The organism is Enterococcus sp. R12, from assembly GCF_058135755.1.
The window spans coordinates 1719965-1736795 of the sequence record NZ_CM176874.1 but is presented as its reverse complement, the minus strand read 5'-3'; the positions used below and the strand labels follow the sequence as shown (position 1 = coordinate 1736795).

At 42.6% G+C, this 16831-nt stretch carries 18 protein-coding genes; 1 reads left to right on the top strand and 17 read right to left on the bottom strand.

Features of this window, described 5'->3' with window-relative positions; all coding sequences use genetic code 11:
• Nucleotides 1-6: 6 nt before the first annotated feature.
• From ACTW1R_RS07985 to ACTW1R_RS07930, 12 genes are all read right to left on the bottom strand, one after another.
• A complete protein-coding gene (locus tag ACTW1R_RS07985; RefSeq protein ID WP_005231344.1) occupies nucleotides 7-1038 on the bottom strand; it encodes a lysylphosphatidylglycerol synthase transmembrane domain-containing protein in 1032 nt (343 codons plus the stop codon).
• 27 nt (nucleotides 1039-1065) lie between these two features.
• Nucleotides 1066-1338: a DUF1294 domain-containing protein gene (locus ACTW1R_RS07980; RefSeq protein WP_010748207.1), complete on the bottom strand. Its 273-nt coding sequence runs from the start codon at nucleotides 1336-1338 to the stop codon at nucleotides 1066-1068.
• Nucleotides 1339-1371: 33 nt separating this feature from the next.
• Nucleotides 1372-2280, bottom strand: a complete 909-nt coding sequence (locus ACTW1R_RS07975; RefSeq protein ID WP_010748206.1) for a diacylglycerol/lipid kinase family protein — start codon at nucleotides 2278-2280, stop codon at nucleotides 1372-1374.
• A 99-nt stretch (nucleotides 2281-2379) separates the two neighbouring features.
• Nucleotides 2380-3612: a peptidase T gene (gene pepT, locus ACTW1R_RS07970; protein WP_005226010.1), complete on the bottom strand. Its 1233-nt coding sequence runs from the start codon at nucleotides 3610-3612 to the stop codon at nucleotides 2380-2382.
• 11 nt (nucleotides 3613-3623) lie between these two features.
• Nucleotides 3624-4742, bottom strand: a complete 1119-nt coding sequence (locus ACTW1R_RS07965; RefSeq protein ID WP_325837577.1) for a Nif3-like dinuclear metal center hexameric protein — start codon at nucleotides 4740-4742, stop codon at nucleotides 3624-3626.
• Nucleotides 4739-5434: a tRNA (adenine(22)-N(1))-methyltransferase gene (locus ACTW1R_RS07960; RefSeq protein ID WP_010748203.1), complete on the bottom strand. Its 696-nt coding sequence runs from the start codon at nucleotides 5432-5434 to the stop codon at nucleotides 4739-4741. Before ACTW1R_RS07960 ends, ACTW1R_RS07965 begins: the two co-directional genes overlap by 4 nt.
• Before the next feature lie 95 nt (nucleotides 5435-5529).
• Nucleotides 5530-5991 (bottom strand): hypothetical protein, encoded by a 462-nt coding sequence (locus ACTW1R_RS07955; RefSeq protein WP_167821850.1) that lies wholly within the window; start codon nucleotides 5989-5991, stop codon nucleotides 5530-5532.
• Nucleotides 5992-6014: 23 nt separating this feature from the next.
• The gene (gene dnaI, locus ACTW1R_RS07950) at nucleotides 6015-6944 is read right to left on the bottom strand and encodes a primosomal protein DnaI (RefSeq protein WP_005226006.1); all 930 of its coding nucleotides are present in this window, start codon (nucleotides 6942-6944) and stop codon (nucleotides 6015-6017) included.
• Nucleotides 6944-8320 (bottom strand): replication initiation and membrane attachment family protein, encoded by a 1377-nt coding sequence (locus tag ACTW1R_RS07945; protein ID WP_074535950.1) that lies wholly within the window; start codon nucleotides 8318-8320, stop codon nucleotides 6944-6946. The genes dnaI and ACTW1R_RS07945 overlap by 1 nt, the downstream gene beginning before the upstream one ends.
• Before the next feature lie 13 nt (nucleotides 8321-8333).
• Nucleotides 8334-8804 (bottom strand): transcriptional regulator NrdR, encoded by a 471-nt coding sequence (gene nrdR / locus ACTW1R_RS07940; RefSeq protein WP_005226004.1) that lies wholly within the window; start codon nucleotides 8802-8804, stop codon nucleotides 8334-8336.
• Between the two features lie 203 nt (nucleotides 8805-9007).
• Nucleotides 9008-9649 carry a FusB/FusC family EF-G-binding protein gene (locus ACTW1R_RS07935; RefSeq protein ID WP_167821849.1) on the bottom strand — a complete coding sequence of 214 codons (642 nt, stop codon included), beginning with the start codon at nucleotides 9647-9649 and terminating at the stop codon, nucleotides 9008-9010.
• Nucleotides 9650-9897: 248 nt separating this feature from the next.
• Entirely contained in the window at nucleotides 9898-10236 is a 339-nt protein-coding gene (locus ACTW1R_RS07930; RefSeq protein ID WP_016609515.1) for a hypothetical protein, read from the bottom strand.
• 168 nt (nucleotides 10237-10404) lie between these two features.
• On the opposite strand from ACTW1R_RS07930, the gene ACTW1R_RS07925 reads away from it, so the two are divergent.
• Entirely contained in the window at nucleotides 10405-11184 is a 780-nt protein-coding gene (locus ACTW1R_RS07925; protein WP_271813004.1) for an ABC transporter ATP-binding protein, read from the top strand.
• A gap of 173 nt (nucleotides 11185-11357) precedes the next feature.
• On the opposite strand, the gene coaE is transcribed toward ACTW1R_RS07925, so the two are convergent.
• The 5 genes from coaE to ACTW1R_RS07900 all read right to left on the bottom strand — a co-directional run bounded on the left by coaE (nucleotide 11358) and on the right by ACTW1R_RS07900 (nucleotide 16736).
• Complete coding sequence (coaE, locus tag ACTW1R_RS07920) at nucleotides 11358-11951, bottom strand: dephospho-CoA kinase (RefSeq protein ID WP_271813003.1); 594 nt, start codon at nucleotides 11949-11951, stop codon at nucleotides 11358-11360.
• Nucleotides 11948-12790 carry a DNA-formamidopyrimidine glycosylase gene (gene mutM / locus ACTW1R_RS07915; protein ID WP_489927552.1) on the bottom strand — a complete coding sequence of 281 codons (843 nt, stop codon included), beginning with the start codon at nucleotides 12788-12790 and terminating at the stop codon, nucleotides 11948-11950. The genes coaE and mutM overlap by 4 nt, the downstream gene beginning before the upstream one ends.
• 15 nt (nucleotides 12791-12805) lie before the next feature.
• On the bottom strand, nucleotides 12806-15451 hold the full coding sequence (gene polA, locus ACTW1R_RS07910; RefSeq protein ID WP_167821846.1) for a DNA polymerase I: 2646 nt from the start codon (nucleotides 15449-15451) through the stop codon (nucleotides 12806-12808).
• A 126-nt stretch (nucleotides 15452-15577) separates the two neighbouring features.
• Nucleotides 15578-16270, bottom strand: a complete 693-nt coding sequence (locus tag ACTW1R_RS07905) for a Bax inhibitor-1/YccA family protein (protein ID WP_005235771.1) — start codon at nucleotides 16268-16270, stop codon at nucleotides 15578-15580.
• Nucleotides 16263-16736, bottom strand: coding sequence for a MaoC family dehydratase (locus ACTW1R_RS07900; protein WP_005225996.1), 474 nt, complete (start codon nucleotides 16734-16736; stop codon nucleotides 16263-16265). The genes ACTW1R_RS07905 and ACTW1R_RS07900 overlap by 8 nt, the downstream gene beginning before the upstream one ends.
• Nucleotides 16737-16831: the final 95 nt, after the last annotated feature.

Here is a 16831-nt window from a genome sequence, read left to right as displayed (position 1 = left end):
GTTTTTTTAACTTTCCACTTTTTCTTTTCTAAGCTCTGTCAGCTCTTGGCTAATGTCTTTGCGCTTTTCTTTCATTACATATGCAAAACCAATAATGAAGGGCCAAATGAATGTCGCTAAGCGATACAACAGCATAGAAGATGCTGCATCGACTGTGCCGACTAATGGACCAAAAAGCAGCATATAAATAAATTCAAAGGAACCGATCCCTGCCGGTGTTGGAATCACCCCGGACAAGACGACGGCAAAGCTGATGAAGGATAACGTCAACAAGAAATCGATCTCTGGGTGCTGCACGACAAGAATCACATAAGGGATCACGTACCAAGGCAGCATCTTCAAAAGATTCCAAAGGTAGATGCGTAAGAAAGCGGTGCGGTCGGTAATGATCGCATTGACCGTTTCTCGCAAAGAATAGATCTGGGTGTTGCATTTGTCAACGATTCCTCTTAATGTCGCACTTTTGAACAGCTTATTACTGACGATCACAAAAAAGACTTGAATGTTGATACTGACAGAAAGTGCCAATAAAGCGGCAATGATCAAAAAGACGAGTACGATCCCCGCCAATATCACCCAAATCATATTCGGCGCATTGTCATAAAATAACGAGAATTGAATGATCAACCCAGCGATCGCATAAGTCAATATGGCAAACTTATACATCACCATGTGTAAGGTGGTGACCCCAACCCCTTGTGACAACTGCAAACCATTTTTACGATAAAAATTCACCTCTGAGATCAAGGTGCCCGCGCCAAACGTCACGATCCGATAAAACCCACTGTAACAGACGGTTAGAAACCCCGCCTTGGTGGTGAATTCCGGTTGAAAAGTCACTGCGATCTCTTTAACTGTTCGTCCTTCAATCACTAGGTACAATGTGCCAAGCCCCATAACCAGTAAGACGACGAGAAAGCTGGTCTCTCTTAGCCCCGCTAAAATTTCCATCATCGAGTTACGGACAAAAAAATACATCACACCCAGAATGCCTACTAGTAAAAGTAAATTAAGGGCGAACTTCACTTTAGTTTTCATATTAACTCCTTGCTTGTTAAACCGAATTTATGCGAAAAAGACCATCAGCAGGATAGCAAAAACGGTGCCGAAAGCAAAAAAGAAATAAAACTTCTTCTTTCTTGTTTTATGGCGAAACACGCGTTGCGCGATCAAACCGCCTAATCCGCCGCCAATCGCCCCCATAAAAAGGAGATTTGCTTCGGGAACCCGCCAACCTTGTTTTACTGCCTGATATTTATCATAACCCATCAGACAGAAAAGATAAAGATTGACTGCAATTAAATAAAACCACAATGGATTGTAAATCAGTGCATCCATCCATTTCCTCCATATGATTGATCGTAGGGACCATTATTTTGATTCTTGTGCTTCCTCAGGTACCAACATCGTCAACCCGTGCTTAATAACTTTCATCTCGATTGGCAGATCATCCGTTGGATCGCCGTCGGTCCGAGTATGAACCGTTTTTTCTTTCGCCTTGATCGAGACCTTTGCGGCAGTGAAATATTCAACACTTGGTACTTTGGCAATTCTACCACGAATGATTCTTGGCAAATACAAAATAAACCGTAAAATGTTCAATTTTGGCAAAAGAATAACATGGAACAAGCCATCGTCAGGTTTTGCTTCTTCATCAAAGTTCTTAAACCCACCTGCTGAATTCGACATGACGATCGTCAGTAATTGACTTTTCCCCTGCCATTTCCGTTCGTCAGCGATGACTTCCAATTTGTATTGTTTCTTTTTGATCAACAGATGAATGAACCGTTTCATAAACGCCAACGGACCGTACTGTTGTTTTTCTTCTTGGGAAGTTGCTGCTGCAGTATCTGCTAAAAGACCAATGGTCATCGTCGAGATCATTACTTGATCATTGACCATCCCATAATCGATCGGACGTTCAACCCCTGTTAAAATATTCTCAAACGCTTCTTCTGGCTTGACTGGAATACCCAACATTCGAGCGAAGTTATTTACCGTTCCTCCAGGAATGATCCCGATCTTCAGCTCATCCAGCTTTTCTTTGAATGTTTGCAGCCCATGATGGATCGTTCCATCCCCACCAATAATAACAATCGTATCGACCGCATGTTTCTTGGCTGCCTCTTTAACATCCTCAGGGTCAACATCGGGATTTGATGCTTGTAAAAACACTTGATGCTCATCGCCTTGTTCGTTCACATAGGCTTGGAATTTTTCTGCTGTTTCTTTTGCTTCACTTTTCCCCGCTGTATCGTTGTATAATACGAGAATTTTCATCCTATTCACATCCTAATAAAAGGCCGGGCCTTACGCAAGACCTGCGTGAAGAGTTCCCAGCCCTAAAGTTATTCTTTTCTTTCAATGAAGAAGCTGCTGCTATGCTTGCGCATTCAGTTCGGCGATTTTCACGATCACATCGGTCGCTTTCATCATTGATTGTAGTGAGACGAACTCATAACGTCCATGCATATTTTCTCCACCAGCAAAGATATTCGGGGTTGGAATCCCTAGATAGGAGATTTTCGAGCCATCGGTCCCACCACGGACAGGTTCTGTCATCGGTGTGATTCCAACTGCTTTCATCGCATCTTTCGCTAAATCAATGATGCTCATATCTTTTTCGATGATTTCTTTCATGTTGTAGTATTGATCATATAGATGAACGTGCACTCGTGGTTCATCAAAGCGGGCATTCAAGCTTTCTTGAACCGCTAATAATTGTGCTTTTCTTTCTTCGAAACGACTCCGGTCATGATCTCGAATAATGTATGCCATTTTCGCTTCTTCTACTGAACCACTAAGGCTCATCAAATGGAAGAACCCTTCTGTCCCTTCGGTTTTCTCAGGAACTTCATCAGCAGGTAGCGCATTTTGAAAATCGACTGCTAGTTGCAAGGCGTTGATCATGGTGTCTTTAGCAGTTCCAGGGTGGACATTCTTTCCTTGGATCGTAATTTCAGCTTGCGCCGCATTGAAGGTTTCGTATTGCAATTCTCCTACTGGACCGCCATCCATTGTATAGGCAAAATCAACATTGAAATCTTCCACATCGAATTTATCGGCACCAACACCAATTTCTTCATCAGGTCCAAATGCGACTTTGATTTCCCCATGCTTGATCGTTGGGTTTTTCAGTAAAATTTCCATGGCTGTCATGATTTCTGCAATACCTGACTTATCATCAGAACCTAATAAAGTGGTACCATCAGTAGTGATCAAGGTTTCGCCAGCATAATTTTTTAAATTCGGAAAATCTTTTGTGTTTAATGTGTATTTTCCTTCTTTATCTAATTTAATGGTCGATTCGCCATCGTAATTTTCGATGATCTGCGGATCAACATTTTCTGCATTAAAATCGGCGGTATCCATATGGGCGATAAAACCGATGGAGCGCACGTCATGATCGACGTTACTTGGTAATGTTGCGATCACGAAACCATTTGATTCATTGTAATGAACATCGCTTAACCCTAGTTCTTCAAGTTCTTTTTGCAGTTCTTTAGCAAACGCGACTTGTGTTTGGGTGGAAGGTGTTGTGGTGCTTGTCGCATCTGAGCGAGTTTCTGTTTTGACATATTTTAAAAAGCGAGGCAATAAATTTTCGTACATAAAAGATTCTCCTATCTATAGTCAAATGGATTTGTTGAAGTGGTGGAAGGAACAAAGGTCACAGCCCAGTTCTCTTCTGCTTTCCACTGATTGAATTTCTCAATAAACCGAGGAATACATTCCTTTTCGATGTTGTGCCCTGGATCGATCCCGATCAACCCATTGGCTTGCATGTCATGGGCGAAATGGTAACTGATATCGCCAGTGATGTACACATCCGCTTGATGGCGTAAGGCATCGGAATAAAACGATTGACCACTGCCGCCACAAATGGCGATTCGCTGAATTTTTTCAGGTGCATTAGGAAAACTGACAACCCGTAAAGCAGTCAAACCAAACCGCTCTTTGACACGTGCGACAAACTGATCAATGGAAAGAGGCTCAGCGAGGTTGCCAACCCGTCCGATTCCATAGGTCTTCGGCAAATTGTCTAAGGCATACAGATCATAAGCTGGCTCTTCGTAAGGATGAGCAGCGATCATTGCCGAAAGGACCTTTTTCTCGATCGTTTCTGGAAAAATGACTTCGATTTTCGCTTCTTGCACCTGTTCTTCTTTTCCGATCTCACCGATGGCTGGATGCGCCGCTTGCTGTGGTGTAAAGCGACCGGTGCCAATCAATGAATAGCTGGTGTTTTGGTAATTGCCTTGCTGACCAGCACCAGCTTTTCCTAATGACTTTCGCAATGCTGGTGCCGATTCAACAGGTGTAAATACAGCTAGTTTCTTCATTTTTACTTGATGGGTTTGCTTCAAGTACGTATCTGGTTCAACTTCTAGCAGTTCACAAAACCAATCGTTCAAACCGTCTTCAATAATATCCATATTGGTGTGGGCGGCGTAAACGGCGATATCATGCTTGACGAGATCCATCAACATCTTTTGTTGCGGATCATCGGTCAGCAAGCGGTTCAAAGGGCGAAAGATCGGTGGATGTTTCGCGATGATCAAGTCGATCTTTTTCTCGATGGCTTCGGTTACCACTTCTGGACGGACATCAAGGGTCATCATGACTCGCTCGAGGGGTTTGTTTAATGTACCAACATGCAGACCAACAGGATCGCCTTCTTCTGCCAACCATAATGGGCAATATGCTTCAAAGCGTTTGATAAATTCTTGACCAGAAATCATGCCAGTACCTCCTTGATCCATTCGATTTGTTCTTTCAATTCATTCATTTTCTCAGCAGGTGGTTCTTTGGCTTTCTCTAACTCTTTGACCACTCGTTGACGCTGCTTCAATTCATGCTGCCATTTTTTATAAAAAACTGGATTTTTTTCTTTTAATAAAAAGGGACCAAAAAATAATTGCTGGGGCGTGTACGTCGCTTTTCCAGTTTCCGCAACGATGATTTCATAATTTTTGTCATTTTCTTCTAACAGCACTTCATGAATGATCGTAAAATTGTGATCAACGAGCCATTCCCGCAAGGTCCTTTCGCCAACATTCGGTTGTAAGACCAAACGTTTGACCCCCGCTAAGCGATTTTTTCTGCTGCCTTCTTCTAAAATCGAGCGAATCAAAGTCCCCCCCATTCCAGCAACAACAACCGTGTCGATCTTATCTGCTGGCTGAATAGCGTCCAATCCGTCTGCTAAGCGCACCACGATCTTCTCTGTTAGCCCGTTTTTACGTACTTGTTTACTGGCAGAATCATAAGGTCCTTGAACGACTTCTCCAGCTACAGCATAAGTGATTTTGTTCTGCAGCATCAATGCCACAGGTAAATAAGCATGGTCGGAGCCGATGTCGGCGATACGTGCTTGGTCGGGAATTTGTTCGCCCACGCAAGCCAAACGATCCGATAATGCATGTTCGTTCATATTGTCACTCCTTCTTTCGTAGTATAACACGCTTTCCATAAATAGAAAAAAATGTGCGTCTTGACTGTGGTGCCATTGCCAAGGCGCACATTGCATTAATCGTTCACTAATTCAACCTTTTGAATCGAGTTGCCGGGAATTTGCGGTGGGATCGACATCGTCATGATCGGGACGCCTTGCAGCGACACTTGGACTTTGTCTCCTTCAACTAACTCCTCGATCTCTCCTGAATAGGCCTCGATAGGGACATGGAGAATGACCCCATCATTTTGAAAACTTTGGACGACTTGATCCTCATCTTCAACTGCCGCTACGTCTTTCAAAAATAATTGAAAGGTATCATCCGAACCTGTTCGGGCATCTTCTTGGATAATACCAGTAAAAACCGTCGCTGTTTCGCTCTGTGAAGAACTATTGGCAACGGAACTAGCATTCTCACTTGATTCAGAAGGCGTGTTATCGCCACTTGATGTATTGTTGTTTTCGGGACTGCCACAAGCCGTTAACAGTAGCACTGCTGCTAAGGACAAGCCTAGAATCACTTGTTTTTTCATCATCTTCTTCCTCCAGTAATGGTTTTTTAGGCATCATTTCGTCGATTTTTGCCCGTCATTTGGATCTCTTGTGTCAAGTAACGAATACGCTCCATAATACGTTTGGCTTTCAATGGTTCGGATTCGCCGCGTTGCGTTACTGAAAGATGCTGCTCCAACTCATGCATAGTAAAATTCGAAGTGAAGAACGTCGGGAGTTGCTCTTGCATTCGGTATTGTAGAATCACACCGAAGACTTCGTCACGAATCCAACTGCTCATCGCATCCGCACCGATATCGTCCATCATTAAGATTGGGGCTTTTTTCACTGCATTCAACTTATCCCCCACCTGATCTTTGCCGATTGCTTGCTTCATCTCTACTGCAAATGTCGGGAAGTGAACCAATGTCGTCGTGTAGCCTGCCTCCGCTAAATCTCTGGCGATCGCGCCAAGCAGATAGGTTTTTCCGATCCCAAAACTCCCCACAAAGTACAGTCCTTTATGAAATTCCTGTGGATTGGCTGTCAACTCACTAATAAAATCAACGGCAGCTGCGATGGCCTCCATTCGGCCAGGCGTTTGCTGATAATCTGCAAAACTTGCTTCTTGTATATCTTTAGGCATATCCATCGCTTTGATGCGACTGCGGATCTCTTCTTGTTTCTGATATGCCAGTAGTTCTTTCGTTGGTACATAGGTGACGTCAATAAAATGAAAATTTAACGCTAAGCGCGGCTCATAGCCCGGTGCGATCATGGATGGATCATTGATGCGGAATTTCCGCTTTTCTTGGACGAACTCATACAGTTTCGCATAGCTTTTTTGAATATCTGCTTCGGTCAATACCTCTTCATTTTCGGCAATAAACGCTTTGACATCAGGATCTTGTAAAACTTCTGCCATCATTGCTGAAAACTGATCACGGTAATTGCGTTTATCCAATAGTTTTCCTAAGTTTTTCCCTACATCTTCCATTACTTGTCACCAGCTTTCTTATGCAAGTAGTTTTGCAGTTTTTTATCTAATTCTGCTTGTCGCTCTGGCGTTAAGGCTGTCTCTTCCACTGGTTTTTCAGCCCAAGAAGGCAGCTTTTCTTCGCGAATGATTTTTTTGCCGCTGGTTTGTGGTCGGCTGCGTTTTTCCTTGGCACTTCGAACAAGGCTCCGAACATGTTTGATGGCATCTTCTGCCGTACCAATTTTTAATTCTGACCACTGGGCGGCGATATTGTTCACATAATTTCCTGACAAAGCGGCATTGTTTTGGACCACCAAGACATAATGAACCAGCACATTGATCACACTATTTGGCAATGGTGACCGTTCGACAAGGCTCTTGATCAGCCATTGTTCTGAATCCGTCATAAAACTGTTTTTCTCCGCTTTGATCGCCTTGAGAAAAGCGATCGGTGCATTGTTCTCACTTTCTTGAATCAATAAGACATCATTTTCTGAAAAACCATTCTGTTTTAAGGTATTGAAGCGGCGCAACTGACTTTCCGCTTGGGGATCTTCTCTTTTTGATGTTTTCGTGAATGTTTGTCGTGATTTCTTCATGATCGCTTGTTCCAGCTTCTTCTGGTCGACCTCGCCTGTTGTCAAAGAAACATTATCCGCCATCAAATCCAACAATTCCAACACATCATAGCCATATAAAGAATGGTATAGAACTAACTTTTGTCGAAAACTTGGCGTGAAATTAGCGGCACGGATATACCGACGCTGCGCTTCATATAAAAGAAAGTCCCAATCCAACTGCTTTTCGTCAAGCACCAAGTTCGCTTTGGTTTCTTGAAAAGAATCACTGACTGCCTGTAACGTTTCTTCATGTGAAGCAAAACGTGCGGTATTTAACCCATAGGCGGCTGAGAAGGATTGAGTCACTTCCTGATAATCGGTCAAGGAACACTGCTTTGGTTGATACAGCTTGACCAGCTGATTAAATTTACGCTCCCCGACTCTTTCCAACAACAGATAGGCATACAATTCATCTTGAAAAAACGCTGCTGGATGGACCGGTTCTTGCAACCAATACAGATACGAGCTCCCGTTTTGAGCATCTGCTTTCTCATAAGACTTTAGCAAGCCGATGCCCTCTAAGTTTTGCTTGGCTTTTATGAAGCGAGGCATTCCCGCATTCATGGCATTCAAGATATCTAGATGCACGGTCGTCATCGACTCCTCGCCAGAAAAGCTTTGGGCTTGGACATCGCTTGCGAGTGTCAAATACAACGCTAAAGCATCACTTTCAATAATTGGTTGATACAAATAAATGAGGGCGTCTTTCCCTTCCGTTGTAAGTGGACGGCTTTTGAACACTTTGTACGATTGATTCGGTAAACTATTGCCCACTTGTTGTCCCCCTCTATTCTTGTGGTTCTTTCGCTTTTTCGACGATGTCTTGTAGTTCTTTTAAGAAAACTGACATGTCTTTAAACTGGCGATAGACACTGGCAAAACGGATATAAGCGATCTCGTCTAAATCAACTAAATCTTCCATCACATACTCACCAATCTGTGTTGTAGAAATTTCATTTTCACCAAGAGCACGAACACGACTTTCCACATGATCGACGATCGTTTCCATCTGATCCATTGTCACTGGACGTTTTTCAGCAGATCGAATCAAGCCCCGTAGGATTTTTTCGCGATTGAATTCTTCACGGGCTCCATTCTTCTTAATGACAAGTAGGGGTGCCTCTTCGATACGTTCAAATGTTGTAAAGCGATAGCCGCAATTTTCGCATTCACGACGGCGGCGAATCACACGTCCATCATCGGCTTGTCGACTATCAACTACCCTAGAATTGTTATGATGACATTTTGGACATTGCATAGTTCCACCTCATTTTCTCTCTTATGCGCTTACGTATTCACGTAAAGTCATCGGTTTCTATGATTAATTATAACATGAAATCCGTTGGTACAATAGCCAAAGTGGTTTATTCTGTTCATTTATTACAAAATTTAAATAATGTTATAACTACTGTTTTTTTGAATTTGAAAAAACGGCAGAAATTTTTCTGCCGTTTCATTTCGTTATTTATCTTTCATTTGCAGCAAAGAAACAAAGTCATGCAAATTTGCTGGCTGTTCCATCTGCTGATTGCACCGTTGGCTATCCCGGCAAATATAGTTCCCCCGTTTGGTATACGTTCCATCTCCATTGCTTTTTGTCAAAGAAAGAAACATCGAGACATTCCCCTCATGCTGACACAAGGGACAGATTCCTTTCTTGACCTCGGTTGAGACATGACCGTGAAGTCCTGTAAAGCCCTGCTCAGTGGCAATGATCATAAACTTACTTTGACTACCGATATCATCCCAAGAAAGATAGGTGGTCTCTTTTAAATCAACGGAAGCAAAATCAGGTATTTTTAGTTTTTTTACTTTCCGAAACATTTTTTCAATTTGTTTTGTTGTCGGTACCTGAAAGGGTCGGACGTACTCTTTGAGCTCTGTTAACAGCTCATTGCTGCGACTGATTGTCATCCCCGGATGAAAGAAAGCAGCTAAAATTTCTCGTGGTGCTGTTTCTTCTTCAGGAAAAAATTGTTCTATGGCGTCTTTTGTCATCGTTTCAACCGTTTTGATCGTTCGAGGATCATTGACCGATTGATACGTTCGTACTAATTGGTATACTTGATGTTTAATTGAATGAAATTGGTAAGGTTCGATCATAAAAAAGCCTTCTTTCTAATTTTCCGTTTCCTATTGCGGCTGTTCTACTTTCTTGACAGTCGTACACAATGCATAAATAAGCATTTGATGACCACCTCCCAATTTCTTTGCTGCTTTCCATGCGATCTTAATGGATTATAATGAGAGGTTGAGAAATTGTCAACTGTGCAGGTGGTTGTCTTTCAACCTCTCTTTGGTCTCATTAACAAAAAATGCCTCGTCTAGAAGACGAAGGCATCCATGGTCGTTTATAATTTATCTTCAATTCCTGTGTAATGCTTCAGCTGGTCTGCATCCCGTCGATCATTCGAAGAAATTTTATTTGCATCGGGATTTTCAGCTCGCAATAGTTCTTCGCTGCTGACATTTTCAGGGGTGGTTCGATCATTGCGGGCATCACGCTCATCATTTTGATCATCTAGTTCATTGACTCGTTTTTGATCGTGCTCTTTCTTGATTTGACCTTCTTGTGCTTGTTCTTTCCCAGAGTGGGCAAGTTCTTCATTGTTGGTCCACTCACCGATTTTTTCTTTGGCTTTGCCAACGATCACATCTTTTTCATCTTTAAAAGTACCCATAGTTATCATCCCTCCTGTATACTTTCATCATAACAAGCATTCTGATTTCTGACAAAAGATATGAATACGATACCAAACAGTCAGCAAAATGTTTTTCTTTATGCTATAATATGAGCGATTATTTTCTGAATTTTCTTACAACTGGAGGTGAAGAACCTGTTTAAGGTTCGACAATAGATGACAATCCTCGATTTCCAACAGGTTTCATTCGTTCGCAACAAGAACTATTTATTAAAAGCGATCAATTGGCAAGTGAAAAAAAATGAGCATTGGGCGATTTTAGGTCTGAATGGTGCTGGCAAAAGTTTATTACTCCAAATGATCACGGGAAGTTTATGGCCTTCTTCTGGTCAACGAACGGTCTTAGGTGAGCGTTACGGGAAAACGTCTGTGCCCGATCTTCAACGGCGCATTGGTTGGGTCAGTTCAGCGCTGCAAAGCAAGTTTTATGGTCGCGATCTTGCCGAAGAGATCGTTCTTTCCGGGCTTTATTCCAGTATTGGTCTTTATGAGTCCTACGAAGAAGAGCAGCTGATCCAAGCAAAAGAGCTTTTGGCTGACTTAGGTTTGTCGCATCTGATCCATCGTTCCTATCACGTCCTTTCGCAAGGGGAAAAACAATTTGTCATGATCGCACGGGCCATGATGGCACAACCAGAGATCCTCATTTTGGACGAACCTTGTACGGGCCTTGATCTATTTGCGCGAGAAGAACTGCTAACCCGTCTGGAGACTTTTTCACAGCTGCCGAATACGCCGACTCTTCTTTACGTTACCCATCATACGGAAGAGCTACTACCGATTTTCACTCATTTGCTGATGTTAAAAAACGGCGAAGTCCACGCCGCTGGTCAACGAGAGACGATTTTTACTGAGGAGGTTCTCACCTCTTTTTATGATCAACCGATCGTTCTTCACCCCTTTTCCAGCAATCGCGTGATCGTGACCCCAAAATAAATCAGGGCTGGTACTTTGATGTTTAACCATTCATACACGATCGTCTTACTTTCCAAACCAAACAGTTTCCGACGTGTTTCAGCGCCAGTTGTTTTTGGAAATGATAGGGCTAGGTTTGCTATTGAAAGACAAATAGCAGGTTCCCTTTTGCTGAAGGGAACCTGCTATCTTATCTATTTGTTTAAGGATGCTAACCAATCATCGATCTGCTGATTGAGTTGGGCGATCGTTCCTTGATTATCAAAGACAATATCGGCCCGTTGTTTCTTTTTCTCAATGGAAAGCTGACTGTCGATTCGTTGTTGCGCTTCTTGCTCACTCAGTTGATTACGTGCCATCAACCGCTCTTTTTGAAGCGCTTCTGGCACATAAACGACTGCGGTTTGATCCATGTATTGGTCGTAGTCGGCTTCATAAAGCAAAGGAATGTCAACGATCAACAAGGGCACTTGCTGCCTTTTTTCTTCGATCTGAGACAAAATCTCTTGTCGAATAAATGGCGACAACGTCTGATTCAGCAAGCGACGTTTTTCTGGATCATTAAATATCAGGGCACCGAGGGTTTGCCGATTCAGGTGTCCGTCATCGGTCAAAATCTGCGGACCAAAGGCTTGTGTCACCGCCTGCAAGCCCTCCGTATTCGGTTCAACGACTTCTCTGGCGATGATATCGGCATCAATAATCGGTAAGCCCAGTGAGCGAAAATGTGCGACTGCGGTACTTTTCCCAGTGGCGATCCCGCCAGTGACCCCTAAGACAAAGCTCATTTGCTGGACCTCACATGCAATTTTTGGCACTGAGGACAAAAGTGCGTCCCCCGTTGGGCAACCTTGGTCTTGACGATTGGTGTCCCGCATCGCCCGCAAGGATTGCCCGTTTGGCCATAGACATTTAATGACACTTGGAATTTTCCTGCTTCGCCCAATGCATTGAGATAGGTCCGAATGGTTGTCCCCCCTGCTTCAACGGCGCGTTCCAAGACTTCGATGATCGCTTGATGCAATACGTTGGCTTCTGCTGGGGTGAGCGAATCTGCTGGTTGTTCAGGATGGATCTTCGCTTGCCATAGCGCCTCATCCACATAAATATTGCCCAAACCAGTCACAAGTTTTTGATCTAACAAAAGGGGTTTGATGGCTTTTTTAGACCGCTTCAATCCTTGCTCAAATGCTTCCAATAAAAACAATTCAGGCTTAGGCTCAGGACCTAATTGCATGATGCCTTTATAGGCTGCGCTTTGGTCTTTGTCCACTAAAGTCATACGACCAAATTTTCTTACATCGTGGTAATTTAACTGACTGCCATCCGTAAAATGGAAAATGACATGTGTATGTTTATCGACAATCGGGTCTGACTCAAAATACTCGTACTTGCCTTCCATTCGTAGATGAGAGATCAGATCATAATCTGTCAATTTAAAAATCAAAAATTTTCCACGTCGTTCAAATTTTTCAAACCGTTGCCCTTTCAACAGTGCCGAAAAGATCGGCACTTCAGGACTTTCGATGATTCGCGGCCAAAGGATCTCGACCGATTCGATCGTTTTATTTAAAACAAGTTTTTCAAGTCCTTTGCGGACCGTTTCAACTTCTGGTAATTCAGGCACCTCTGTTCACCTCATTTATTTTGCATCGTACCATGTTTTGCCCCAATTGCTATCTGTCAGTAAAGGGACATGTAATGCAACGGCTTGCTCCATCACTTCTTTCACTAAAGCGTCAAGACGAGGCAATTCAGATTCAGGTACTTCAAATACTAGTTCATCGTGTACTTGCAGCAGCATCGTTGCTGCTAATTTTTCTTCTTTCAAACGTTTCGCCAAATCGATCATGGCAATCTTTAAGATATCCGCCGCACTGCCTTGGATCGGTGTATTGATGGCGGTTCTTTCCGCAAAAGTCCGAATATTGAAATTGCGCGAATTGATATCAGGTAGGTAACGACGGCGATGATACAAGGTTTCAACGTACCCTTTGTCCTTCGCCTCACGAACCACATCCTCCATATACGTTTTCACACCAGGATATTTTTCAAAATACGTATCAATGTATTGTTGGGCGGCTTTTCTGGTGATTCCTAGATTCTGGGATAAGCCATAATCGGAAATACCATAAACGATACCGAAGTTGACCGCTTTAGCTTGACGACGCATATTTGGGGTCACATCTTCTGCTTTTTCGATACCAAAGACTCGCATCGCTGTGCTTGAATGGATATCTTGACCTTCGATAAAGGCTTCTTTCAAATGGGTATCATCTGAGATATGTGCCAACACCCGCAATTCGATTTGAGAGTAGTCAGAAGAATAGATCACCCAATCAGCTTCTCGCGGCACGAAGGCTTCACGGATCTTTCGACCTTCTTCTAAACGAATTGGAATGTTTTGCAGGTTCGGATCGACAGAACTTAATCGACCAGTTTGGGTCAAGGTTTGTACATATCGTGTATGGACTTTGCCATCCCCTTGGATCACTTTTAATAAGCCTTCTACATAGGTTGATTGGATCTTAGCGATTTGACGATAAGTCAAAATGTCTTCAACGATCGGTGCTTGCTCTTTTAGTTGTTCTAACACATCGACTGCTGTCGAATAGCCAGTCTTGGTTTTTTTGATAACTGGTAAGCCCATTTTTTCAAATAAGATCACACCCAGTTGTTTCGGTGAGTTTAAGTTGAAGGTTTCACCAGCTTCGGCGTAGATTTTTTCTTCAATTTCATGCAACCGTTGCGCAAATTCGCCCTTCATCTGATGCAAGCGAGACGCATCAACTTTGATTCCAGTAATCTCCATATCAGCTAAAATCATTGATAAAGGCAATTCCATTTCTTCAAATAGCGCTGTTTGATTCTTCGCTGCCAATTCTTCCGTAAGCTTTGGTGTTAGGTTCGTAATCGCCGCTACTTTACGGGCTAAATGAGCAAAGAAGTCTTCCTCATCCGCCGGCAGCCCTTTTTTCGCGCCTTTTCCATAAATCGCTTCATCCGATTGGATCGCATCATAGCCATAGTGAGCGGCAACACCTGCGATGTCATTATTCGTATCATTCGTATCTAAAAGATAAGCTGCCAATAAAACATCAAAAGCGATTCCTTTTGGTGCTGTCGTGTACCGGTTTAACGCCACGTACGTGCGTTTGGCATCATAGACGAATTTTTTACGTTTCTCGTCTTTTAACCAATCGGTAAAGACTGGACTTTCAAACAATTCTTCACGATTGCTGACATAAATTTTTTCTTGATTGCCCCAAGCAACACCGACGATGTCTTCCAAATGATAGTTATCCCCCATCATCTCGACATACAATGCTGTGTCTCCCTGGAACATATCCTCCGTTACTTCTTCAACGACCGAAAACAAAATGTCTTCCATCTCAACTGGTTCAGCTGTAATCTGCAACTTATCTAAGAAGCTATTAAAGTTCATTTCTTGGTAGAATGGCACCAATTTCTCTAAATCTTTGCCTTCATATTTGAGTTTGTCGACATCGACCTCAATGGGCGCATCCACATCGATGGTTGCTAATTGTTTTGAAAGAAAGGCGATCTCACGATCATTGATCAAGTTTTCTTTCATCTTGCTTTTTTTCATTTCATCGATGTGTTCATAGATCCCCTCAACAGAGCCATATTCTTTCAATAGCTTAATGGCTGTCTTCTCACCAATTTTGGTGACGCCGGGAATATTATCGGAAGCATCGCCAGCTAGTCCTTTCATGTCGATGATTTGTAAGGGCGTTAGGCCGTCATATTTTTCAGCCACATGAGCGGGCGTATAACTTTCAATTTCGCTAACTCCTTTGACCGTAATGTCAACTTTCACGTGCTCCGTTGCCAGCTGAGTCAAATCGCGATCACCAGATAAAACGACGACATCAAATAGCTCCTTATCGACTTTATTTGCCAATGTGCCAATGATATCATCGGCTTCATAGTTATCTAATTCGTAGTATTGAACACCTAACGCGTTGATCAATTCGCGAATGTAAGGCATTTGTTCTTTAAATTCCCCAGGGGTTTTTGAACGTCCGCCTTTATAATCTTCATACATCGCTGTCCTGAAGGTGGTTTTTCCAGCATCAAAAGCCACTAAAACATGTGTTGGCTGTTCTTTTGCCATCACATTTTCAAACATAGTATGAAACGCATAGATGGCATTTGTGTGCAGCCCATTGGCATTTTTAAACCGTTCTAATGAATTATGCAACGCAAAAAACGCACGGAAAGCCACACTATTCCCATCAACGAGTAGTAATTTATTTTTTGGCATTTGATTACTCCTTTTCTCAAAAAGTTCCTCTTTATTCTATCAAAGAACGGGCACAAAAGCGATGAATTGCTTTGTTTTCTCTCTCATTTTATACAAAAAAAAAGGCGAGTTTCCTCGCACTTTTTTTTAGTTGTTTTTTCCAAAGATTCGCAATAACGCAAGGAATAAGTTGATAAAATCTAAATACAGTTGTAGTGCCATGAAAACGGCCACTCCAGTATTTGCGCCACCATTCGTTGCGAAGTATACATTGCGGATTTGTTGATTGTCATAAGCGGTGATCCCCATAAAGACAAAGACGGTCACGATCGATAAAAAGAAATCAACCGGTTGACTGCGTAAAATAAATACATTCAAGAGCGTCGAGATGATGATCCCGATCAACAGACCATAGCCGATACGTCCAACCACACTTAGATCACGTTTGGTCATGATCCCAAATGCTGACATGACACCAAAAGTGACAGCTGCGGAAACAAATGCCCCCACGATCGATCCAAAGTCATAGATCATCAGTGTCACAGACAAGGTCAATCCATTCAAGAGCGAATAGACTAAAAAGCCAGCAACGGTCAAGGACGGATTTTTCTGCGCCTTCACACCTAATACAATAACTAGAATGATCTGTAAGATCCAAAGACCGGTAAATCCTAGCGGAAAATTGTCGATAAATTGCAGGGTTTGCGCTTTGAAGACTTCCCCAAAAATATAGGCCGAGATCGCACTGATCGCAAGCCCAACGCCGAAGAATAAATACACTTTTGAATAAAAGCGATTTAAGCCTTGGGCTTGGACAGTTTCATTGTTTAAATTATTCATCTTGTTGTTCCTCCTCATTTTCTGCTACTGCTTTTGGCGGCTGGACCATGACCACAGCATCTAAAATACGATGATCTTCTGTGTTGATCGCTTCAACCGAAATAGTTACCACGTCTTTCATTTTATCCACTTTGATCACTTCGAATTCAAAGGTCAACGTTTCATAATGATATACAGGTTCAATAAAGTTTACCGAAAAATTGACTACATGAGAGCCAGGACCAGGCAAATGTTTCGATACGGCACTAGTGATGATCCCCATCAACATGATGGATGGCACGATGGGACGCTGATACTCAGTTTTTTGCGTGTAGTCATGTTGTATATACAAAGGATTTGCATCATTAGTCAGCCCTAAATATAACAACAGTTGATTGTCTTCGATCGATTCTGTTAAGGATAACGAATCGCCTTCCTCGATATCTTCAATACTTTTTCCTATTTTTCGCGGTTTCCCTATATTCAAAATTTAATTCCTCCAAAAAGAATAGTTTCATCTGAGTATATTCTATCAGATGCCGACAAAAGTGCAAGTTCGCGGTGCTGCTTTTGCAAAAACTT